The organism is Francisella adeliensis, from assembly GCF_003290445.1.
GTDB lineage: Bacteria > Pseudomonadota > Gammaproteobacteria > Francisellales > Francisellaceae > Francisella > Francisella adeliensis.
The window spans coordinates 156,064-179,194 of sequence record NZ_CP021781.1 but is presented as its reverse complement, the minus strand read 5'-3'; the positions used below and the strand labels follow the sequence as shown (position 1 = coordinate 179,194).

The window sequence follows — 23,131 nt, the reverse complement described above, 5'->3', positions numbered from 1 at the left end:
ATGTTAATCTTAGCCCTGTTAAGAAAACAAGAAACAAATAATCTGAAAAAAGGATCTAATCATGAACTACAAAAAAACTTTAATTACTGGAATTATGCTTACTAGTATTAGTATGGGTATTAGTGCCGATAAAGGTCAATGGAAAGTAGATGGCTCATATAGCCAAGGTGATGTCGTAACTAATCATGGTGATAAATTTAAATGTCTTGTTGCTGGATGGTGCTCTGGTGGCAATACTGCTTATGAGCCAGGTGTAGCTGCAAATGAGTGGGCTTGGACTACTGCATGGGAAAAAGTTGGTGACGGTCCTACACCTACTCCAACTGATCACAAAATCACATCTTCAGTATCTATAACTGGTGATGATTTACCTACAGGTGCTACTATAGAGCTTGTGGATCCTAGAGGTAACTCACATAAAATAGTAGATGGTAAAGTAGATTTAGAGTATGCTGATGGTGGTACTACTTACTCAATTAAAGTAAATGGTGCTGAAGGAAGTGTATCTCCAAATACTGTTACTATTGATGAAAACAGCGCAAATATCTCTTTAGAATACTCTCAAGGAGCAAAACCTGGGCCTACTCCTGAACCAGGAAAGTGTGATGCTATTCCTGACAATGTTTCTGAGTGGACAGCAGATAAATCTTCTGGGTATGTTAATGGTGATTTTGTAAAATACAATGATCAAATCTGGGAAAACCAAAAATGGTGGACTTCTGACACTCCTGGCACAAGTGATTTCTGGACCTTATGTAGCGAACAAAGTACTGCTAGCGCAAATGTTACAGTATCTGGCTTACCAACTGATATTGACTCATTCCCAATCACTATAGATGGTAAAGAATACACTGTTAACCCAAATTCACCAGAAGCTATTCCTCTTTCAGCGGGTTCTCATGAAGTTAAAGTCGCAAGTATCGCTAGTAAAGATGGTCAAAGCCAATATATTGCTAGTAAGATAACTCCAAACCCTATTGAAGTTACTGAGGAAACTAAAGATGTTCAGCTAAATATTTCTTTCACTAAAGAAGAAATTCCTGCTACAACTATAAATCTTGATTTGAAAGTCCCTGCAGATGCAAAGCCAAGAACTCAACTTTATATAACTATTAGAAACGATAATGGCTTTGAAGATACTCAAGCAGTTAAGGAAGGATCTAACGCTATTACTGTCCCTTCTGTTGGAGAATATACCTTATTAGCTGATGGTTATGAAGTTAATGATATAAAATATTCTGCAAACCCTATTACTGTCAAAGATGGTAAAGCTAGCACATCTACTATGACATATAAACAAAATGACTTAGTTTTTGCTGGATATATGCCTGTAAGCTGGGGTTCAGTAAACCCAACTATATCTCAAGCAGCAGATCAAGGCTATAATGTTGCAATAGCTGCATTTATTAAGATAGATAGCGGACCAGTTCAATTTACAGACGATCATTTCTTAGCTTACGGTGGTTGGAATACTCCTGCTAGCGACCCAAGTATTATTGAAGATATCAAAAGTGATGTTGCAGTTGCTAAAGCTAAAAACAATTTAAAATATGCTATAGCTTCTGTAGGTGGTGAAAACAACACATTTAACCCAGGTACTAATGCAGACTATGATGTCCTTGCTGATAAAACTGTAGAATTTCTAAAAACTTATGGTTTTGATGGTATTGACTTCGATTTAGAGCAAGTTCCTCAAGGTGTTAACGAAGACTCAATAGCTACATTTATAGAAAAACTTAGAGATAGAATGCCGAATATCATAATTACAGCGGCACCTCAAGTCAACAATGTAAACGGTAATCTTGAATATGTAAATACAGGCACACAACAAGTTTATAACAAAGCTTTAGCTGCTGGTATGTTTGACTACATGTTTGTCCAAGAATATAACACAGGCGGTAACTTCGTAGACAAAGAAGGAAATATGTGTGCAGTAGGTTCAGAAGGTTGTTATGATGAAACTGGCGCTGGTTTTATAGAAAACAGCTTCTACTCTTTAAAGAAAATAACTCCAGCAAATACTATGATTGTAGCAGGTCAACCAGCTACAGCAGCAGCAGCTGGTGCAGCAACAATATTCCACGGAGCTGATGAGGCACAGCCATACAAAGCAATGTGTGAAAGTTATAAAACACTAGATGGTCAAGCTCAATACGGCGGTGCAATGACTTGGGATATTACAAATGATGCTAGCAATAACTATGAATTTGCTGGTATGATTTCAAAAGTATTTAATGGTGAGCCTTGCTAAAAAGCATCTCAAAGGATTCAAAAAGTCCTTTCTTTAATTTCTATCATTTTTCTCATATAAAATCTTACAAAACAAAAGATTATCTAATTTACTCAATCTAAGTTAAAACTGTTTTACATTCATCCAGTTTGACAAAGATTTTATGTTAGCCTAAACTAACTATACGATGTTTTTCCTTGTTCTTTATGAATTTTTTTCAATTAAAACTATCTCTCTTTTTAAACTTTTTTGTTTGTGCTATTTTGTTAAACAGTGTTGGTATTGTGATATTTCAATCTGTGAAACACTATGGTGTAACTGAAGTCGACGCTAGTATTTTAGAAGCTTGTAAAGACCTTACTATTGCAGCAACCTCATTTGCAATATGTTCATTTATTCCTAGAATTGGTTATAAAAAAGCTATGCTTATTGGATTAGCTATTATAATACTTGGCTGTATTTCAATGCCTATACTTAATACTTTCATTGCTGCTAAACTTTTGTTTGTAATGATTGGGGTTGCATTTGCTCTTATAAAAGTCTCGGTATATTCAACTGTTGGTATCATCACAAAAAACTCACAAGAACATGCTAGTTTGGTTAGTTTCTTGGAAGGAAGCTTTCAGATGGGTGTTGTACTTAGCTTTTTATTTTTTAGTGCTTTTATATATCTCGGCAACTGGCTAAACACCTATTGGATAATAGCAAGTCTAGCAGGTATTGCTTTTTTACTACTGTTATTCACAAAGCTTGATGAATCATCTGTAGAAAAAAACAAAACTCAAAGTGCGATAGCCGACACACTATCTATGCTTAATCTAATTAAGCTACCTGTTGTACTTTTATTTATAGTTAGTGCCTTCTTTTATGTGTTTATAGAACAAGGCGTACAATCATGGCTACCAACTTTTAATAACTATATTTTACATCTTTCAGAAACAACTAGTGTGATGATGGCAAGCTTATTTGCATTAAGTATTGCTGCTGGAAGAATGTTTTTTGGTATTCAAATGAAAAAAACAAGCTGGAAAAAAGTTTTAATTATAGGTCTTGTTAGCTGTGCTACCCTTATAGTTTGCACACTTGAACTTTCTAAACTTGTACCAACAAATACTCAAGATTCATCAATAGGAATATTTATCGCCTTGTTATTTCCTCTTGTTGGGTTTTTTATGGGCCCAATATATCCGACGCTATGCTCAAGCATCTTAAGTAGCCAACCTACAAATATGCAAAGTGCTATGGCTGGATTAATTATAATTTCTTCAGCACTAGGCGGAACAATTGGCTCAAGAATCGTTAGTCAAATATTTGCTCATTTTGGTGGGATAACTGCTTTTTATTGCATATTAATACCTATTGCTTTACTGGTATTATTAATACCACCTTATGCTAAATTACGAGGAAAAGACTAGTATATGAAAATTGAAAACAACCTAATTCAACTATCTGGTGAGTTATTTGAAGCTGTTCAACTAAAACCTTGCTTTGATGATTCAAAATATTTTGTGGATATGACTCCCAACAAAAACCCTCAAGAAATTTTAGCAGACTATAAAATGCTAAAAGAAAATAGTGATTTTGATTTAAAAAACTTTATCGAAGAAAACTTCTACCCTCCTGTAGCAGAAAAAACATTTAACCAAAATGAAAAACTGTCTTTAGAAGACTATATAAAACAGATGTGGAGCTTTTTATCTCTGTCTTCTGACAAAGATGATGAGCTTAGCTCTCTTATTCCATTGCCAAAACCGTATATAATACCTGGAGGCAGGTTTAGAGAAGTTTATTACTGGGATTGCTACTTTACATGTGAAGGTTTAAGGGTCGATGGGCAAATAAAACTTATTGAAAATATTGCTGATAACTTTGCATTTTTAATAAATAAAATTGGTTTTATTCCAAATGCTAATAGAAAGTATTATCTAACTCGCTCACAGCCTCCTCTTTTTTATCTAATAGTTGAAATACTTTATAAAGAATTAGGAATATCTGCAATCTCAAAGTATTTAGAACCGTTAGAAAAAGAATATAATTTCTGGATGAATACAAAAAGAAATATTGATGGACTAAATAGGTATTGGGATGAACTTGATACTCCTAGGCCAGAATCTTTTCGAGAAGATATTGAACATGCTCAAACTATTGCTAACAAGCAAGACTTTTACCGAAACATTCGAGCAGCTTGTGAATCAGGTTGGGATTTTAGTAGCAGATGGTTTACTGATACTGACAATTTTAATACGATTCAAACAACCGATATACTGCCAATTGATTTAAACTGTTACTTATATGGCTTAGAAAACTCTCTTAGTACTTGGTTTAAAGAAATATCTAATAACTCAAAAGCTGATAAATATTCCAAATTAGCCCTATTGCGTAAAGAGATAATTCAAACAAAATTTTGGAATCAAGAAAAAAACTTCTTTTATGATGTAAGTAAGAAAACTAATGCTCAAACAAATATTGTTAGTTTAGCAGGTGTAACACCACTATTTCTAAACATTGCAACAACTGAGCAAGCTAAAGGTGTGGCTCAAATAGTAGAAAGAGATTTTTTAACTGAACACGGTTTAATAACTACTCTTAATAAAACATCTCAGCAATGGGACTCTCCAAATGGTTGGGCTCCACTACAATGGCAAACAATCATTGGGCTTCAAAATTATGGCTATAATGAATTAGCTAAAAAAATTGCCTCTTACTTTGTAGAAACTGTCAACAAAAAATATTGTGAAACAGGTAAAATTCGCGAAAAATATGATATTTGCAATTTAGAAGTTAAGGCTTCTGGAGGCGAATATATTGTCCAAGATGGCTTTGGATGGACTAATGGTGTTGTTAGTGCTCTTATCAATATGCTAAGATAGTAGTAGAATCTTATTAAACTTCTTATACAAAGATGCTAAAAGCTCTAAAATACGCATATTATGGGTTATTTTCAATTATATGTTTGCTGATTAATTCAGCAATAGTATTTCTACCAGTCATATTTTTTTCTGTCTTAAAACTCATCATTCCAATAAAGAGCGTAAAGTACCACTGTACAACAGCTGTACAAGCGTTAGCAAGTTTTTGGGTAAGCTTCGCAATACTTGTTACAGAGTTATTTTCACCTACTGAAATCGAGTTTGAGCAAAATGCTGAACTAAGAAGAAAAAACTCATATTTAATTATTAGTAATCATAAGAGTTGGCTAGATACTCTTATATTAATGTTAGCTTTTCATAAAAAAATCGCTTTTCCAAAATTCTTCATGAAATTTCAGATGTTTTTTGTACCACTAATAGGCATTGTATGTTGGGCATTAGAATTTCCTGCAATGAAAAGATACTCTAAGGAATATATCGCCAAACATCCGGATAAAGAGGGTAAAGATATTGAAATGACAAAAGAATATTGTCAAAGCCTGTCTGATAGACCTACTACAATTGTAAATTTTGTTGAAGGCACACGCTATACAGACCAAAAAGCTAAGAAGAGTAATTACTCTCACCTACTTAGACCTAAAGCTGGTGGAATAGCTGTAATACTCAAAAGTTTATCAGGAAAAATGACGGGTATCCTAAATACAACTATTGTCTACGAGAACCCTAACCAAACCCTTTGGGATTTCATGATAAGAAAAACAAAGAAAATAAAAGTCAAAGTTGATTTTATCCCTATAGCAGAGGTTCCTCTTGGTGATTATTTTAATAATGCTAATGATAAAAAAACATTTCAAAACTGGTTAAACAATCTATGGCTTAAAAATGATAAGTATATTGACCAAGAATTGAGTAACTAAAAACTATTAGTATTTATTTACAAACTTCTTTTTTCACGAAATCCCAGCTTACTTCTTTTTGTCCATCAGCATATTTAATTGGGTCAACAGCATTATTTTTCACAAAAGACTCTATCCTTTCGATAGAAGATGCTGACTTATAATCACTATAAACTACGCTATCTATTTCCATTGGTTTATATGATGTTAGCGTATGATAATAATAATCTTTATAATCAACACCCATTTTATTTAAAATGTCTAAACCTTTAGCTAGTAGTTCATCTTTAGGGGTATTTATAAATGGCGTATAGTAAGATACATTTTCAGCATCATAATTACCCTCAATAAAAGCATCATAATCCTTTTGCCTAAACTCTGGTGTACAATCTCGATATACCGCATGGTCTCCTGCATGAATACCTAAAGCAATAACTGTTTTAACTCTAGTCTTTTCATAAATTGATAATGCAGCGGCTTGAATTATTGAGGCAAAGACTTTGTTACGATTAGGCACTACTGTATCACGCATATTAGCTTCATCATAACGTCCTTCTGGCACTTCTGAATTACCTGTTATAAGCGAAGAATACAGAATATCCTGCATAAAAGACATATCCAAAACCTTATGAGAAATTTCATGCCCTTTTGAGTTTAAAAACTCAATAAGATTACAAGCTTTTTGAATCTCTTGATAATGTTTCTGACCATAGTTGAATGTGAAACATGTTATATTGTAACCTTTATCTATAAGGTCAAGCAATACTGTAGATGAATCTAAACCTCCTGATAATGATAATACTGCATTCATATCTATTTCCTAACCAAATCCATAAACTCTTTACGACATGCACTATCATCCATAAATGCACCTCCCATAGCTGAGGTTATTGTTGTTGAATTATAATCTTTAATCCCACGAGCTCTGACACAATTATGTTTTGCTTCCATTACTACCGCTACATCTTCTGTCTCTAAAATATACTTTAAAGTTTCAAAGATTTGCCTAGTTAATCGTTCTTGTACTTGTGGTCGTGTTGCAAAAAAATCTGTTATTCTATTAAACTTTGATAATCCTATGATTTTTTTATTCGGAATATATCCAATATGTGTAAAACCATCAATCATTACAAAGTGATGTTCGCAAGTTGAAGAAGTTGTAATATCTTTTTCTATTACAATATCATTATACTCTACATTATTTTCTATAGCCGAGCATTTTGGGAAATTATTATAATCAAGTCCTTTAAATAACTCATTGATATACATATCAGCTATTCTTTTAGGTGATTTTTTTAGAGAATCATTTTCCAAATCCAAACCAAGATTATATAAAATACTTTCGAAATTTTTTTCTATTTCAATCTTGTTAGAATTATTTAATTCAAACCCTTCTCTTAATGGTGTTTCAAGCTTTTTGCTTATCAAAAGCTCTCTAACTCTAAGACCTAATTCTTTATCTGAATCCATAGTGGTAAACTTTTATTAATTAATATTTTGAACTATTATAACTGATATTACGCACTAAACATAAATTTGACTAAAAATAGAAAACATTATACGTAAGGTAGGTTTTTATAACTGATGTTATTGATTGTTATAATATATACTTTTTGATTTAGGCGTTTCATAAAGTTCGACACTATGAACCTTTATATTTAATTGCTTCATTTTATGAGAAATTATCTGACATAACCATTTAGCTAAATTTTCTGATGTAGGTATAAAATTAACCACAACAAAGCTATTTAAATACTCTTGTAAATGCTTGTCAAGACTTCCATCTTGCACGATTGCTTGAGCAATCTGTAGCCCTTCAAAACTTTGATTCTGCAACTCTTTTGAATGAGTAAGACTCATAAATAATGGGTCATTAATATCTAGAATAAATTTATGGTCGATATGATTTTTTAACCATGTTTTAAACCAGCTTAAATTACCAAAATCAGTAACCATACCTTGTTTATCTAAACTTTCAGAAACAAGATTTATTGTAGCTGTACCATTATGACCGTGTAAATGTCGACACGAACATTTTTTATTTTCACTGAACTCAGAATTTAACTCTTGAGCCCAAACTCGATGTCCATAACAAAAATCAAAAGATTTACTAATTTGCCACATTGACTTTATGTCCCTATCTCATTACCAAATAAATATGTATGTACTCTAGCACAAGTATAATACCCCTTAGAGCTTGCATACTCTGCTACCTCTCGAGCTATCTTATACTGCTGCTCTTTTAAAGCCCCTAAAGGCATACACCATACATTATACCAAATACCATATGTTCTAAATATACTAACTAACTCTTCTAACTCGATTTGTGAAGGTTGCTTATTATCAATAACAAACTTTAATTGCCCTTTTGATGATAACTCATAATATTCCTTGATAGTTTCAGGCTTAATGGCTTTAGCTCTTTTCTCACCTGTTATGCTAAAAAGTTTGGGTGATACCGATAAAAATAACTCATTTCCTTTTGCGATATATTTTTTAAAATATTTTTTAAACTCATTATTTAGTTTTTGTGTACCATTAGTTTCAATAGTAATAAACTTAGGCAAGTTCTCTCTTCTTTCAAATTCTTGCAGCATAGCAACTATTTGATCTTGATTAATCAATGGTTCTCCACCAGTAATGCATAAATGTGTTTCTTGCTTTGAATCTTTATGCAAAAACTTTTTTGTTGGGAGTATATTTTCTAATTCATCGACAGTTTTCTCGATACTTTGAGTTTTGGCTAAGTGTTTGAATTTCTTTGACCATGAATAGCTACTATCACAGCCTGTTTCAAAAACAGGTAAATCTTTCATTCTCTTAATATTAGAAACATCACAAGTTTTATATGGTAACTGATAAATATTTACATCTGTTGGATCTTTTTGACCAAAACCATCGCACTGCAAATTACACGAGAAAAGTCTAATCCAAGCACTCACCACACCAGTATAATGACCTTCACCCTGAGGGGAATAAAAAATTTCAGAATAAGTTATATCTTTCAATTTTGAACATAAATAGTTTAAATATTTTAGCAAATAGTATATTTGTAAACACTTTAGGTCAAGTTTTAGTTTCTGTCGATGTAGTTACAGTCTTAAGAAATGGATTATCATATTTCTTCAGATAAAGCTCTCCAATTAAAGTCGATCCAGCATAACTTAAATGACTATTATAATCCGTTGACTGATTAAAATACAAAGGTGTTTCACCTATTGATGTATAACACTTTTCATTATCACAAATAATTTTTGTAGGGTCAATAACCTTTACTTTTTTGTTATTTGCTTGAATTTTATATATTAATTGATTCACTTCTTCATCATCAAATTTAGGATTTTCTTTTGCAAAATAACATCTTGACCCTAAAATCTTTCCAAGTCGCGTTAATCCGCAGGTTGGCTGAATAGTACTAGATGGTGAGTCTACCATTAAAACAGGAACTGCACCTTGAGACTCTATAAACTCAATATCATTTAAGAGTCGTTGCTTAAGGATATTTATAGGCTTATGATTAACCCAATTTCCAGCAATAACCACATATTTAAACTTATGTTTTTTTAACATTTCAACGACAACAGTATCTCGATTTTTAACGCTCGAGCCATTTTCATACTCATTAGCTTTTCTTATCAGAAGCGGCGTACTACTTTGTGTTACAACATATCCAGATAATTTTGCATTTTTAAGCATTACATTCAGCATTCCCGTATCTGAAAATGCATGAGAATCACCTACCACAAGCACATCTGGAGATATATCGTTTTTATTTCTACCTATTTCACACTTTTTAAAATCTGGAAGTATCGCTGAATCTTTAAGGAAATTAGGGTTTTCACCTTCTTCGTTATAACATAGTGAATCTTTCTTTAAAACTCCATAAAAAGATGTCTTGTCTTGTGTTTCTTTACTTATGCTATTAAACCCAAATCCAGCAATATGTCTTGTACCTAAAGCAAACAAGCAAGCAATTATTATTGGTGTTATCCATAATAGTAAAACACTTTTTGTTAGATTAAATTTAATTTTATGCCTAAATGGTTTTTCAACAAAGAAATATGATAGCGTTGCTAACACAATACTTACAATAAATATAACCAAACAAACAACAGGTGTTTTAGTTAAACTCATATAATTAGCATAAGCAATTATAGGCCAGTGCCAAAGATATAAAGAGTATGATATAACTCCAATGGCTACAAAAGGTTTAAAAGAAAGTACTCTATTAAATATTGGCGTAGTATTTTGATAGCTACCGCTGAATATATACATAGCAGCACCTAAACATGCGACAAGAGTCCATATACTTGGGTAAGGTACTACCACAAAATAGCATGGAACTACCATCATAATAAATGAAGCTATAGATAAAGCATTTAGAGTAAACTTATTATGTGATACAGCTTTTCTATTGTTAAGTAATATAGCTAGAATACAACCAAATAATAGCTCAAACCCTCTAGCTATAGGGATATAGTAAAATTTAGGAAAGTGTTTCCAAAAGAAGAATGATATGGAAGCTAATGTTAAGATAACAGTTATAATGACAAGATTTTTCTTTGAAGATAGTTTCAGTTTAAAAAGTAGTATTAAAATAATTGGCCAAACAATATAAAACTGCTCTTCGATACCTAAAGACCATGTATGAAGCAAAGGTATTATGCTTGAATCAGTATTGAAATATCCAAAGTTAAGAGTTTTAAAGAAAAACAAGTTTGAAAAAGAACCTAAAGCAGTTATTAACGACTTTGAGTAACTCATTAAGTCGCCTGGAGTAAGGATTAGCCAAGCGAAAAAAGAGGAAAATAGTGTAACGACAATTAAAGCAGGAAGTATTCTTCTAATTCTGCGTAAATAGAAGTTTTTTATAGAGAATATACCTTGTTGTAAATCTCTAATGATAATTGTAGTTATTAAGTACCCCGATATTACAAAGAAAACATCAACGCCAAGAAAACCTGATTTAACCCAACTAAATTCTAAGTGAAATAAAACTACAGAAATAACAGCAAAGGCTCTTAATCCATCTATATCTTTGCGGTACTTTATATTACTCATTAATGATATAACCTTCTATCATAAAATTTTAACTGTATTTAACAGTAAACCCATCTGTATATCTCATGTCGAAATATTTAACTGATTCATAATTTCTAACTTTCTTAAAATTAGCAAAAAATTCTTTCAATTTCGCACCAAGTTTACTAGACCCAAGCATAACATTCATACCACCTGAAAGTACAAGCTGGAATTGGTTACCCTTATAGATAATCTCTAATATTGATTCATCCTTACTAGTGGCTATTTTTTCAAGGTTTTGATAGGTGTCAAAAATATAGTCTCTACTCTCTGGATTATCACTTTGAATATGGGGTAAATCTCCATTATAACTAAATACTTCTGGTTTAATTAGTTCCATGTTATCTAACAGTATTTCACTATTATTCCAATAAGCTACAGGTTTATGATCAAAGAGGTATATAACTATTGTAGATGGCCATATTTTTTTAACCAGAGCATAATCAACACCTTTAATATTATAAAGTGAGTGTTCAATTTCATTTACATTTACATCAAACCACTCTTTACTTCCGTCTTTAGCAAGGTTATCAATTAATGATTGCTTAGATATATAGGACAAACCATCATTAGAAACAATATCAACTCTAGAAATAGTTTTATCTGTCTTGCCAACCACATATAAAGTAGCTACCAATATTGTAGCTAATATTACAATTAATATTAAAAGCTTTCTAACTATTCTAATCATTTTGCTTGTTCTATAATTGTTCTAACTAGTTCATCGAAAGTTACCCCTTCAGCTGCTGCTGATTTTGGGGATAAACTATTTTCTGTCATTCCTGGAGATGAATTAACTTCCATAATATAGAACAAGCCATTACTGTATATAAAGTCAACTCTAGCATGACCACTACAACCTAAGATATCATACGTTTTTTTTGCAAGCCTTCGAACTTCTAATTCTTTATCTTTACCAAGTCCACTTGGACTATGATAAATCGACTTACCACTGTATTTTGATTCATAATCATAAAATTCATTCAAGGGCTCTATCCATACAGAGGAGTAGACTTCATCATTTATAACTGTAACCGTTATCTCTTTACCAGTGATCCACTGCTCAACCATGACTTTACCATACTTTGAAGCCTCATTATAAGCTGCTTTCAAATCAGATATTTTTTTGACTTTAAATGTAGCTATGCTTGAGCCTCCGTTAGCAGGTTTTACTGCGACAGGAAAACTTATCTCATCTTCACCAACGAGATTTTTTGTTAAAATTTTAGCGAATGGTGTTGGCATTTTATTATGTATCAATATTTCTTTTGAAATCATTTTATCCATTGTTACAACACCTGCCTTCATGCTACAAGTAGTATGTGGGATATTAAGCATTTCTAAAAGAGCTGCAACCCTACCATTTTCACCGTCTTCCCCATGAAGAGCAATAAAGCATTTATCTGGTTGGATTTCTAAAAGTTTTTCTACTAGCTGTTTATGACTAGCATCTAAACCTACACAGTCATACTGTTGTTTCTGTAAAGATTTTATAACAGCCTCACCTGACTTAAGCGAAACCTCTCTTTCTGGCGAATCTCCACCATATAAAACTACTATTTTTTCATTTGCCATAACTTACTTTCTTCGTTCCCTAAAAAAGTTTTTTAAAAGTTCACCACATTGTTGTGACATTATACCACCTACAACATTAAGATTATGGTTAATATCTTTATTCTTGTGAAGCTTCTCTTTTGATAAAATCCCAACTCGAGAATCGTCACAGCCAAAAAAAAGATTACCGACTCTAGCCTGAATTAGAGCACCTATACACATTATACATGGCTCCAATGTGACATACAATTTTGTATCTAGTAAGCGATAATTATCTAATTGTTGAGCTGCTTTTCTTAAAACTAATGTTTCAGCATGAGCTGTAGGGTCTTTCAAAGTTATCGTCTGGTTAAAACCTTCAGCGATTATATTGTTATCTCCGTCAACGAGCACAGCTCCAACAGGGACCTCTCCTATCTTATAAGCCAATAAGGCTTGGTAATATGCCTTTTTCATAAAAAATTCGTGGTCTAAAAACTCATTACTCATTAGCTTGATAATTTTCTTATCACTCTTGTGTTAGTTAATTGTGTCGGATTAAAGCTATAAAGCCAAGTCTTAACCTAAAAATTTTACTCTTGAAGTATAATCAGTATTTCTATAAACTTGTACAATGCAAAAAATGTTTACTGGTATTTTTATAATTACCGGTGGGTATCAGTAAACTTTGTAAAACCAACCACACTGGAAATGGAAATCAAAAAATGTCAGAAAATTTCAAAGAACTATTTGAGCAATCTCTAAAACAAACAGAGATGAGAGTAGGTAAAATCATCGAAGCAACAGTTGTTAGTATAGACAAAGACTATGCTATGATCGACGCTGGTTTAAAATCAGAGTCTTTCATTCCTGTTTCATCACTTAAAAACAGTGATGGTGAGCTAGAGATAGCTGCTGGTGATAAGCTAAATGTAGTGCTAGAAGCATTAGATAACAGCTGGGGTGAGACTAGACTTTCAAGAGATAAAGCTAAGAAAATAGAATTATGGGATAGAGTTGAAAATGCTTTTGAAAATAACGAAACTATTCTTGGTAAAATCACTAACCACGTTCGTGGTGGTTACACTATGGATGTTGAAGGCTTAAGAGCATTTTTACCAGGTTCTCTAGTTGATACTAGACCAGTAAAAGATGTAGCTCATTTAGAAGATAAAGATATCGAATTAAAAGTAGTTAAAATCGACACTAAGAGAAACAACATTGTTGTATCAAGAAAAGCTGTTATCGAAGAGAACAACTCTGGCGATAGAGATGCTATCTTAGAGAAAATCTCTGAAGGTTCAGTACTTAGCGGTATCGTTAAAAATATCACAGATTTCGGTGCGTTCATCGATCTTGGTGGTGTTGATGGTCTATTACATATCACAGATATTTCATGGAGCAGAATCAGCCATCCTACAGATGTATTAACTATCGGTGATGAGATTAATGTTAAAGTAATTAAATTCGATAAAGAAAAGCAAAGAATTTCTCTAGGTATCAAGCAGTTAGGTGAAGATCCTTGGTTAAATATTGCTAATGAGCTTCCTGTAGGCGCTAAGCTTATGGGTTCTGTTACAAACATTACAGACTATGGTTGTTTTGTTAAGCTTAAAGAAGGTATAGAAGGTCTTGTTCACACATCTGAAATGGATTGGACTAACAAGAATGTTAACCCTCACAAAGCTGTATCAATTGGCCAAGAAGTTGAAGTTATCGTACTTGAGTTAGATGCTCAGAAACACAGAATTTCTCTAGGTATTAAGCAATGTAAAGCTAACCCTTGGGATTCTTTTGAAGATAATTTCAAAGTTGGTGATAAAGTTCATGGTAAAATCAGATCTATCACTGAGTTTGGTGTATTTATCGGCCTAGAAGGTGGTATTGATGGTCTTGTTCACATCTCTGATGTATCTTGGGACAACCCTTCAAAAGCTATCAAAGAACTTAAAAAAGGTGATGATGTAGAAGCTGTATTAGTTTCTGTAAACACTGACCTTGAAAGAATCGCTCTTAGCATGAAGCAGTTATCTGAAGACCCATTCAAGAACTTTGTAAATGTTCACCCTAAAGGTTCTTTAATCAAAGGTAACATCACTAAAGTACAAGAAAATGGTGCTGTAGTAATGCTTGATGAAGAAAACGGTATCGATGGCTTCATTAGAATTGCTGAAGTTTCTACTGAGCACACTAAAGATGTTCGTGATGAATTATCTGAAGGTCAAGAAGTTGAAACTAGAATCATCAATATTGACATGAAGAAGAGAAGTATTGCTCTATCTATCAAAGCTGTTGACGATGAAAGCATATCTGCTTCAACTGGCGGTAAATCTAACTACAAAGTAGAGCAAATGACTCCTACAACTTTAGGTGACTTAATTAAAGAGCAATTAAGCAAGAAGTAATTCACTTAAATTCTAAAACTTCTAATTTTATATAGGCCTGTAAGCTATAACTTAGTTTACAGGTTTTTTTATGTCTGTTAAAAGTATAAAATATAAGCTATTGCACCGACTTACTCTAATATCAACAATAATGCTAACGAGAAATATAACCACCATTATTAACGAGCTAAAAAATAACAATGTGGTCTCTATACCTACAGACACAGTTTATGGTCTAAGCTGCCTAATAAAACAGTCTAGCGTCGAAAAAATCATAAACCTTAAAAACCGTGATTCAAGTAAAGGGTTTATAATTATATCTCATGATTTTAATCATATTAATAAATATATAGATATAGAAAAACTAACAAACGAACAATTAAAGTTAATTCAGATCCCCATATCAACCCCGACCACATGGATTGTGCCAGCTAAGAGTGAATTTTTTTGGCTTACAGGAGGAAGACCTACCGTTGCTATAAGAATAGTTAAAACAAAAACTGTTGAAAAAATATGCTCGAGTCTTAACTGTGCCATTATTTCAACTAGTGCAAATCTCTCTGGGGAAGAATTTATTAATAATTCAGTATTCATAAATAAAATATTTAAAGATATTCTTGTATTGAAAACTCCTGTTTCCCAAACTAAGCCATCAAATATTATAAACCTAATTACTGGTGAAAAAATTCGATAGTTACTCTAATGCTAGCTAGATATATAATTATTACAAGCATATATAAAACATTAACACGCATAGTGAGTCGCATAAAATTAAACAAGTAGAAAAGTTTGATAAATAACCTAAAATATAATAGGATTATAGGTGTATGAATATTTCACCTCAAAGGAAAAAAATGGAAAAGATAAGCCATAAAGAAATTCAAGATAAGTTGTGGAGTAATGAAGATGAAAGTAACTTATCTAATGAGCAATATAACTCTCTTTTAATAGAGCAGTATAGAATTTATGTTGAACTAACAGATAAAACAAATTTCCGAAGAATAGTAATTAACCTTTTCTTCTTAGTTGTTAACCTAATGTTAGTCGGTATAGTTGCTCTTGCGGTTAGTAATAACATAAATGTAGAAAATCCTCCTTCAGGAGTACTAGTAAGTATTCCTTATTTTGCTGGATTGGTCTTTTGTTACTCTTGGTGGAAAATTATAAGATTTTTCAGACACCATATTCAAATAAAAAGCAGTATTGTACCATCTCTGGAAAGACGCCTGCCATCAAGAGTTTGGTTAACAGAAGAACATATTGCTGAAGAAAAAGGTTCATTTAAACCGATTAGAATCTTAGAAATATATATGCCTTTCATTTTTATGGGTATTTACACTACATTATTCTTATTTGTAGAAATTGCTTGGAGCGTACATTAATAAAACCTATCAGTTCTGCAAATTCTTCTTACAATAAAATTTCATTATTATATTTTCTCTCTACAAACCTCAATGTATAATTTCACATAATCAAATTATTTCTAAAACTTAAAGATATGAAAAATACTAACGAAATCGCTGCTAAATTCTTAGGCAAAGATAGTTTAAACAACAAAATGGCAAGCTATATTGCTCCTGAGAATATAGATAATTCTTTATTAGTAGCAATACCAAGAAGTCTTAATAGAGAGTCTCATGGTATAGATCAAAATTTATTCAAAGGCTTCGATGTATGGAACTGCTATGAGCTTTCTACAATAAATGCCAAGGGTAAACCATTTGTTGGTATCATGAAGATATTTTTCCCTGCAGACTCTATAAATATTGTAGAGTCAAAAAGTTTAAAGTTATACCTAAATTCTTTTAACCTTTGCAAACTAAAGGGAGTAACAAAGGAAGACCTTATTTATGAGCTTGAAAATATCATCACCAAGGACCTACAATTAAAAATTGATGAAAAAAATATCAAAGTGAAAATTTATGATGTGAACATACCAAATCTTATAGAAATTCCGATATCACATTGTGATTTTAAAAACATTGATGACTTAGATATTGAAATTGATCAAAGCTCAAATCACTCTCTAGTGATTCAACACTATGAAGAAGTTCAAACATTGAGAATTCACTCAGCTCTATTAAGATCTAACTGTAGGGTAACTAATCAGCCTGATTGGGGTGATGTATATATTCATATAAAAGGAAAAAAATTGCCAACAGAAGAAAGTCTACTTCGTCACATTACTAGTATGCGCAAAGAACAGCATTTCCATGAAGAAATCTCTGAAAGCATATATCACAACATATACACAAAGTTTGAGCCACAGGAGCTACTTGTACAGTGTTTATACACGCGCAGAGGTGGTATTGACATCAACCCAATCAGATACACTAAAAATATCGTCAATGACAAAATGTTGAAATATTTCTCTAATGAAAACATCTATAAGACTAATCGCCAATAGAATTAACTTTTTTTTCGTTAAGTTTTAGCTCTCGTTCCTCTCTCATCTCATCGATAAATGATGCTCCAATTAAGCCACTAGGAATCGCAAAGACTCCTATACCCAACATTGAAAGCAGTGTTGCAATAATTCTCCCAAGTAATGTTACTGGATACATATCTCCATAACCCACTGTTGTAAGAGTAGTAACTCCCCACCAAAGCGTATTAGATATAGTCGAAAAGACCTGTGGTTGGGCTTCATGTTCAGCATAGTACATCATCACACATGAGATGATTAAAATAACAAAAATCAAACAGTAAGAAACTAATAACTCAAGATAGATCTTTTTAAATACTTTAATCAATCTATCCATAATGGAACTATTTTGAAAAATTTTAAAGACTCTCAGAAGTCGAAGCACTATAAGCTCTTGTGAGCTAACTCCAAATAATCCTAAAATAAGTGGCAAAAATATAGCTATAAAATCAACAATATTATAAAATTGAAAAATAAATCTCAATCTTTTTCTTGAGCACAACAACCTAATAAGATACTCAATTGAAAAAACAACTGAAAATGTTGTATTTACATAATCTAAATAATCAACATCCCCATAATCAACTTGCGCAATTAATGTCATTGAATTTATTATGACTAGAATAATAATAACAAACTGATAGATTTTTTGCTTCATAATTTAAGATTTAGTTAAATAATAGTCTTAATTTTAGCAAAGATTTAAGAGAGAAAATATAAGAAAAACAGTATTAGAATATTATTATGAATTACTCAGCTTCAACAGCTTCGTCAACTTCTGGACGATCAATTAATTCGATGAAAGCCATAGGAGCTTTATCACCAAATCTAAAACCACACTTAAGGATTCTTGTATAACCACCAGCTCTTTCAGCATAACGAGTACCAAACTCTTCAAAAAGCTTAGTTACTGCTGCTTTATTTCTTAAGAAATTGAAAGCTTGTCTTCTTAATGCAACTGATTGAGCTTTGAACTCATTAGAGTTTACATCAAGTTCATTTCTTAATTTGAATTCTCTCTTAGCTAATGTGATTAATGGCTCAACAATAGTTCTAAGTTCTTTTGCTTTTGGAAGTGTAGTTTTGATTAGCTCATGGTTAATCAAAGAAGCAGACATGTTTTTAAACATAGCTTTTCTGTGACTACTAGTTCTACCAAATTTTCTTCCTTTCATGCGATGTCTCATAGTAATAACTCCTTTATAGTTAATATTATTTGATTACTATATATTATTTACCTTCAACAAGTTCTCTAAAGTTCTCTATTTGAACACCTAGAGTTAAACTGTTGTCTATTAAAATTTGTTTAATCTCTGTTAGAGATTTCTTACCTAAATTAGGTATTTTCATCAACTGTGACTCAGAATACTGTACCAAATCACCAAGATACTTGATATTTTCAGCTCTTAAACAGTTAGAAGATCTAACAGTAAGCTCTAAATCATCAATTGGTTTTAGTAACATTGGGTCAATATTAGAATCCGCCAAAGGATCCCCCGATCTACCTTGACTAGGAACTTTAAGTGATACAAATACAGATACTTGCTCACAAAAATACTCTAGAGCTGTAGTCACAGCTGCTAAAGGTTCAACAGTTCCATTAGTTTTAACAAAAAGTTCAAGGGTTTCGCTTTCACCGTTTTCTAAAACTTCAAACGCAACCCTTTTGATTGGATTAAAGTCTGAATCTACAGCAATGTCGCCTATTTGCTCAAGCTTTGTAGGTAAAGTAGAAAGAATACCTATGTTTCTTCCTTTTTCTACAGTTGCAACTAGAGCAAATTCTCTTTTACTTGTTAGTGTAGCTATTGGTTGGTTAATGTTTACTATTTCTATACCGGTAGATGTTTTAAAATCTCCAGCAGTAACAACACCCAACTTATCAACAGACAACTCTAACTCAGCGTTTTCAATATTGTCATCTAGTTTAATCGCTACTTTTTTTAAATTTGTAGCTATTTCAACCACATCTTCTTTAACATCTTCTAATGCAGAATATTCATGCAAAACATCTTTAATGTTTACTTTGATAATAGATGCACCAGGCAATGATGAAAGAAGTACTCTTCTAATTGAATTACCAAGGATATGAGCCATACCTTTTTCAACTGGAGAAAGTTGTACTTTATAACCAAAAGCGCCCAACTCTTCTGTAAGTTGAATATTAGGTATAAAATCCTTTTTTGAATTATTATTACTCACTAAAAAAATCCCCTTGAGATAAGGCTATAAATAAGCAACTAAAAGAAATAATTTAATAATTATTACTTAGAGTAAAGCTCAATAATTAATTGTTCATTGATATCTGAAGATAATTCAGATCTATCTGGAGAAGCTTTCATGTTACCTTCTAATGAATCAGTGTTAACATCAATCCAAGAAAGTTCCTGTCTTTGCTTAGCAAGTTCAACAGCATTTTGTATTCTAAGTTGCTTTTTAGCTTTCTCACGAACAGACACAACATCACCAGCTTTAATTTGAGCTGAAGGTACATTGCAAGTATGTCCATTTACGACTATGCCTTTATGTACAACTAACTGTCTAGCTTCTGCTCTTGTAGAAGCAAAACCCATTCTGTATACAACATTGTCTAATCTTGATTCTAAAATCTCAAGTAATGTAGCACCAGTATTACCTTTTCTTCTGTTAGCTTCTAAGTAGTACTTTTTAAACTGCTTTTCTAAAACACCGTACATACGACGAACTTTTTGCTTTTCTCTTAACTGTAAACCATAGTCAGAAAGGCGCGCTCTTCTTGCACCATGTTGACCCGGTGCAGTATTCATTTTGCACTTTTCATCGTTAGCTTTTACGCCACTTTTTAAAAATAAGTCTGTACCTTCTCTTCTAGCAAGCTTACATTTAGGTCCTAGATATCTAGCCATTATTAATTCCCTTTAAATATTATACACGACGCTTTTTAGGAGGACGACAACCATTGTGTGGTAATGGAGTTACATCAGTGATGCTAGTAACTTTTAAATTTTTAGCATTTAAAGCTCTAACTGCTGAATCTCTACCTGAACCTGGTCCTTTCACTAAAACATCTACATTCTTAACACCATACTCTAAAGCAGCATCAACCGCTCTTTCTGCAGCTATCTGTGCTGCAAATGGTGTACTTTTTCTTGAACCTCTAAAGCCACTACCACCAGAAGTAGCCCAAGATAACGCATTACCTTGTCTATCTGTAATAGTTACTATAGTGTTATTAAAAGAAGAGTAAATATGAGCTACTGCATCAGTAACTACTCTTTTTACTTTCTTTTTTGATGATCTAACAGACTTAGCCATATAATCTACCTTTAATTCGTTATAGTTATAATTATATTATGCCTTTATAGGCTTTCTTGGACCCTTACGAGTACGAGCATTTGTCTTCGTTCTCTGTCCTCTTACAGGAAGACTACGACGATGTCTTCTTCCTCTAACACAACCTAAGTCCATAAGTCTTTTAATGTCCATAGAGACATTACGACGCAAGTCACCTTCAACAGTATACTTAGCAACCTCTGTTCTTAAGCTTTCAACTTGTGCTTCTGTTAAATCTTTAATTTTAACAGATTGATCAACTTTGCAGTTTTCGCAAATTTGAATTGCTCTAGTTTTACCTATACCATAAATTGAAGTTAATCCAATTACCGCATGTTTATGAACAGGTATATTAACACCAGCTATACGAGCCATTTATTCACTCCTAATAATTATTATTCTTATTTTTAGTGCTATTTAGCAATTTGTAACTTGCTAGAATAACTTTTTAATAACAAATAATCAAGCTTTATTTATAAAGCCAGACTTATTAACCTTGTCTTTGCTTATGTCTAGGGTCTGTACATATTACGCGAACAACTCTGTTACGCTTAATAACTTTACAGTTTCTACACATTTTTTTAACTGAAGCTCTAACTTTCATTATATTTCTCCAAAAATTATTTATTGTCTCTTGCCATTAAGATTTGCTTTTTTAAGAAGCGAATCATATTGAGTAGACATCATATGTGATCTTACTTGAGCCATAAAGTCCATCATAACCACAACTACGATTAGTAAAGATGTTCCACCAAAAGTGAATGAAAGCCCACTTGCGAAGAATTTCACTACAAATATTGGTAACAAACATATAGCTGTGATGTATAAAGATCCAACTAAAGTTAATCTAGTCATTACTGCATCAATATATTTGGCAGTTTGCTCGCCAGGTCTTACACCAGAAATATAAGCACCAGATTTCTTAAGATTATCCGCCGTTTCTTTAGGATTAAATACTAAAGAAGTGTAGAAGAAACAAAAGAATATAATCGTAGCAGCAAATACAACTGTATAAAGAATACTACCTGGCTGTAACATTTCTGATACATCTGCCATCCAGTTTAATGAACCGTAGCTTGATAACCAGCCGAATAACACACCAGGAACCATCAAAATCGAAGAAGCAAAAATCGCTGGAATTACACCGGCCATGTTAAGCTTCAATGGAAGATGACTAGTCTGCGCAGCATACATTTTTCTGCCCTGCTGTCTTTTCGCATAATTAACAGTAATCTTTCTTTGAGCACTTTCCATAAATACTACAAATGCTATAACCAACAATAATAATATTAAAAGAACCCAAACAGACAGATACGAAATCACATGTTGGTTAGCTTGAGATAAAGTATTTGAAATTTCAAATGGAAGGTTTGCAACAATACCAGAGAAGATTAGTAGTGAAATACCGTTTCCTACACCTCTTTCACTGATTTGCTCACCTAGCCACATCAAAAACATACTTCCTGTTGTTACAGATACTACAGTAGTAAGGTAAAATAAACCCATATTATTTGTAGTAACCAAACCATCTTGATGCAATACGAACGCCACTATACCTAATGACTGAACCAATGATAGAGCAAGTGTCAAATATCTAGTATATTGAGTGATTTTCTTTTGACCAGATTCACCCTCTTTCTTTAACTCAATAAATTTCGGATAAACTGCTGACAGCATTTGAAATATAATTGAGGCAGAAATATATGGCATCACACCAAGGGCAAATATACTCATTTGAGTAAGAGCACCACCAGAGAACATATTAAACATGCTCATCAAACCACCTGTGCCTGATGAACTTTGTTTTGATATAATTTCAACTAGCTTTGTAGGATCTATATTTGGTATAGGAATATATACTCCCAACCTAAACACAAGTATCGCGATAACTACAAAAATTAATCGAGACCTTAATTCTCCTGTACCTTGAGCACCATTAAACTTAGACATATCGTTGATCTTACTCTTCTATTTTACCACCAGCTTTTTCGATAGCTTCTTTCGCACCTTTTGTGCAAGCTATACCCTGAAGGCTAACAGCTTTAGTGATTTCACCAGAAGCTATTACTTTAACTGATTTGATATCTTTTCTTATAAGACCAAGATCTTTAAGCACATCAATTGTTACAACATCAGCATCTACATTATTTAATTCATGTAGCCTAACTTCAGCTGCAAATCTTTTAGTTGGTGAAGTAAAACCAAATTTTGGTAATCTTCTTTGCAAAGGCATTTGACCACCTTCAAAACCTACCTTATGATAGCCACCTGAACGAGCTTTTTGACCTTTGTGTCCTTTACCAGAAGTTTTGCCGAAGCCACTTCCGATACCACGACCAAGTCTTTTAGGCGCGCTTTTTGAGCCAGCAGCAGGAGCGATTGTATTTAATTTCATTATA

The 23,131-nt window shown here is 32.5% G+C and carries 25 protein-coding genes; 8 read left to right on the top strand and 17 right to left on the bottom strand.

The annotated features are described in order from the left end of the window. Positions 1-61 precede the first annotated feature (61 nt). The 4 genes from CDH04_RS00850 to CDH04_RS00835 all read left to right on the top strand — a co-directional run bounded on the left by CDH04_RS00850 (position 62) and on the right by CDH04_RS00835 (position 6,017). Entirely contained in the window at positions 62-2,251 is a 2,190-nt protein-coding gene (locus CDH04_RS00850; protein ID WP_112869226.1) for a glycosyl hydrolase family 18 protein, read from the top strand. 185 nt (positions 2,252-2,436) lie between these two features. Next, a complete protein-coding gene (locus tag CDH04_RS00845; protein ID WP_112869225.1) occupies positions 2,437-3,645 on the top strand; it encodes an MFS transporter in 1,209 nt (402 codons plus the stop codon). 3 nt (positions 3,646-3,648) lie between these two features. Beyond that, complete coding sequence (locus tag CDH04_RS00840) at positions 3,649-5,100, top strand: trehalase family glycosidase (protein WP_112869224.1); 1,452 nt, start codon at positions 3,649-3,651, stop codon at positions 5,098-5,100. Between the two features lie 32 nt (positions 5,101-5,132). Continuing rightward, on the top strand, positions 5,133-6,017 hold the full coding sequence (locus tag CDH04_RS00835) for an acetyltransferase (protein WP_112869223.1): 885 nt from the start codon (positions 5,133-5,135) through the stop codon (positions 6,015-6,017). A gap of 13 nt (positions 6,018-6,030) precedes the next feature. Here the strand turns inward: CDH04_RS00835 and CDH04_RS00830 are convergent, their stop codons facing one another. The 8 genes from CDH04_RS00830 to tadA form a co-directional block, all read right to left on the bottom strand. Next, positions 6,031-6,807 (bottom strand): 7-cyano-7-deazaguanine synthase, encoded by a 777-nt coding sequence (locus tag CDH04_RS00830; protein WP_112869222.1) that lies wholly within the window; start codon positions 6,805-6,807, stop codon positions 6,031-6,033. 2 nt (positions 6,808-6,809) lie between these two features. Continuing rightward, positions 6,810-7,466 carry a GTP cyclohydrolase I FolE gene (gene folE / locus CDH04_RS00825; protein ID WP_112869221.1) on the bottom strand — a complete coding sequence of 219 codons (657 nt, stop codon included), beginning with the start codon at positions 7,464-7,466 and terminating at the stop codon, positions 6,810-6,812. Positions 7,467-7,583: 117 nt separating this feature from the next. Continuing rightward, positions 7,584-8,120: a 6-carboxytetrahydropterin synthase gene (locus CDH04_RS00820; protein ID WP_112869220.1), complete on the bottom strand. Its 537-nt coding sequence runs from the start codon at positions 8,118-8,120 to the stop codon at positions 7,584-7,586. A 5-nt stretch (positions 8,121-8,125) separates the two neighbouring features. Next, on the bottom strand, positions 8,126-9,004 hold the full coding sequence (locus CDH04_RS00815; RefSeq protein WP_162699170.1) for a 7-carboxy-7-deazaguanine synthase QueE: 879 nt from the start codon (positions 9,002-9,004) through the stop codon (positions 8,126-8,128). Positions 9,005-9,062: 58 nt separating this feature from the next. Next, the gene (locus CDH04_RS00810) at positions 9,063-11,057 is read right to left on the bottom strand and encodes an acyltransferase family protein (protein WP_112869218.1); all 1,995 of its coding nucleotides are present in this window, start codon (positions 11,055-11,057) and stop codon (positions 9,063-9,065) included. A gap of 28 nt (positions 11,058-11,085) precedes the next feature. After that, positions 11,086-11,769 (bottom strand): cell division protein FtsQ/DivIB, encoded by a 684-nt coding sequence (locus CDH04_RS00805; protein WP_112869217.1) that lies wholly within the window; start codon positions 11,767-11,769, stop codon positions 11,086-11,088. Next, a complete protein-coding gene (locus CDH04_RS00800) occupies positions 11,766-12,653 on the bottom strand; it encodes a D-alanine--D-alanine ligase (protein WP_112869216.1) in 888 nt (295 codons plus the stop codon). The genes CDH04_RS00805 and CDH04_RS00800 overlap by 4 nt, the downstream gene beginning before the upstream one ends. Before the next feature lie 3 nt (positions 12,654-12,656). Further along, complete coding sequence (gene tadA / locus CDH04_RS00795; protein WP_112869215.1) at positions 12,657-13,121, bottom strand: tRNA adenosine(34) deaminase TadA; 465 nt, start codon at positions 13,119-13,121, stop codon at positions 12,657-12,659. A gap of 167 nt (positions 13,122-13,288) precedes the next feature. On the opposite strand from tadA, the gene rpsA reads away from it, so the two are divergent. The 4 genes from rpsA to CDH04_RS00775 all read left to right on the top strand — a co-directional run bounded on the left by rpsA (position 13,289) and on the right by CDH04_RS00775 (position 17,402). Then, entirely contained in the window at positions 13,289-15,016 is a 1,728-nt protein-coding gene (gene rpsA, locus CDH04_RS00790) for a 30S ribosomal protein S1 (protein ID WP_409254759.1), read from the top strand. A 130-nt stretch (positions 15,017-15,146) separates the two neighbouring features. Then, on the top strand, positions 15,147-15,689 hold the full coding sequence (locus tag CDH04_RS00785) for an L-threonylcarbamoyladenylate synthase (RefSeq protein ID WP_112870850.1): 543 nt from the start codon (positions 15,147-15,149) through the stop codon (positions 15,687-15,689). Positions 15,690-15,849: 160 nt separating this feature from the next. Then, the gene (locus CDH04_RS00780; protein ID WP_112870849.1) at positions 15,850-16,377 is read left to right on the top strand and encodes an intracellular proliferation membrane protein RipA; all 528 of its coding nucleotides are present in this window, start codon (positions 15,850-15,852) and stop codon (positions 16,375-16,377) included. A gap of 116 nt (positions 16,378-16,493) precedes the next feature. After that, on the top strand, positions 16,494-17,402 hold the full coding sequence (locus tag CDH04_RS00775) for an NADPH-dependent 7-cyano-7-deazaguanine reductase QueF (RefSeq protein WP_112869213.1): 909 nt from the start codon (positions 16,494-16,496) through the stop codon (positions 17,400-17,402). Here the strand turns inward: CDH04_RS00775 and CDH04_RS00770 are convergent. The 9 genes from CDH04_RS00770 to rplO all read right to left on the bottom strand — a co-directional run bounded on the left by CDH04_RS00770 (position 17,389) and on the right by rplO (position 23,127). After that, positions 17,389-18,078, bottom strand: a complete 690-nt coding sequence (locus CDH04_RS00770; protein WP_112869212.1) for an ion transporter — start codon at positions 18,076-18,078, stop codon at positions 17,389-17,391. The two genes, CDH04_RS00775 and CDH04_RS00770, sit on opposite strands and share 14 nt — an antisense overlap. Positions 18,079-18,169: 91 nt before the next feature. Then, complete coding sequence (gene rplQ, locus CDH04_RS00765) at positions 18,170-18,607, bottom strand: 50S ribosomal protein L17 (RefSeq protein ID WP_112869211.1); 438 nt, start codon at positions 18,605-18,607, stop codon at positions 18,170-18,172. Positions 18,608-18,650: 43 nt separating this feature from the next. Continuing rightward, positions 18,651-19,622 carry a DNA-directed RNA polymerase subunit alpha gene (locus CDH04_RS00760; RefSeq protein WP_112869210.1) on the bottom strand — a complete coding sequence of 324 codons (972 nt, stop codon included), beginning with the start codon at positions 19,620-19,622 and terminating at the stop codon, positions 18,651-18,653. A 62-nt stretch (positions 19,623-19,684) separates the two neighbouring features. After that, a complete protein-coding gene (rpsD, locus tag CDH04_RS00755; RefSeq protein ID WP_112869209.1) occupies positions 19,685-20,305 on the bottom strand; it encodes a 30S ribosomal protein S4 in 621 nt (206 codons plus the stop codon). A gap of 19 nt (positions 20,306-20,324) precedes the next feature. Next, complete coding sequence (gene rpsK, locus CDH04_RS00750; protein WP_112869208.1) at positions 20,325-20,714, bottom strand: 30S ribosomal protein S11; 390 nt, start codon at positions 20,712-20,714, stop codon at positions 20,325-20,327. Positions 20,715-20,750: 36 nt separating this feature from the next. After that, positions 20,751-21,107 carry a 30S ribosomal protein S13 gene (gene rpsM / locus CDH04_RS00745; RefSeq protein WP_112869207.1) on the bottom strand — a complete coding sequence of 119 codons (357 nt, stop codon included), beginning with the start codon at positions 21,105-21,107 and terminating at the stop codon, positions 20,751-20,753. A 115-nt stretch (positions 21,108-21,222) separates the two neighbouring features. Then, positions 21,223-21,336 (bottom strand): 50S ribosomal protein L36, encoded by a 114-nt coding sequence (gene rpmJ, locus CDH04_RS00740; protein ID WP_003017816.1) that lies wholly within the window; start codon positions 21,334-21,336, stop codon positions 21,223-21,225. Positions 21,337-21,356: 20 nt separating this feature from the next. Then, on the bottom strand, positions 21,357-22,682 hold the full coding sequence (gene secY, locus CDH04_RS00735) for a preprotein translocase subunit SecY (RefSeq protein ID WP_112869206.1): 1,326 nt from the start codon (positions 22,680-22,682) through the stop codon (positions 21,357-21,359). A 10-nt stretch (positions 22,683-22,692) separates the two neighbouring features. Further along, positions 22,693-23,127: a 50S ribosomal protein L15 gene (rplO, locus tag CDH04_RS00730; RefSeq protein ID WP_112869205.1), complete on the bottom strand. Its 435-nt coding sequence runs from the start codon at positions 23,125-23,127 to the stop codon at positions 22,693-22,695. Positions 23,128-23,131: the final 4 nt, after the last annotated feature.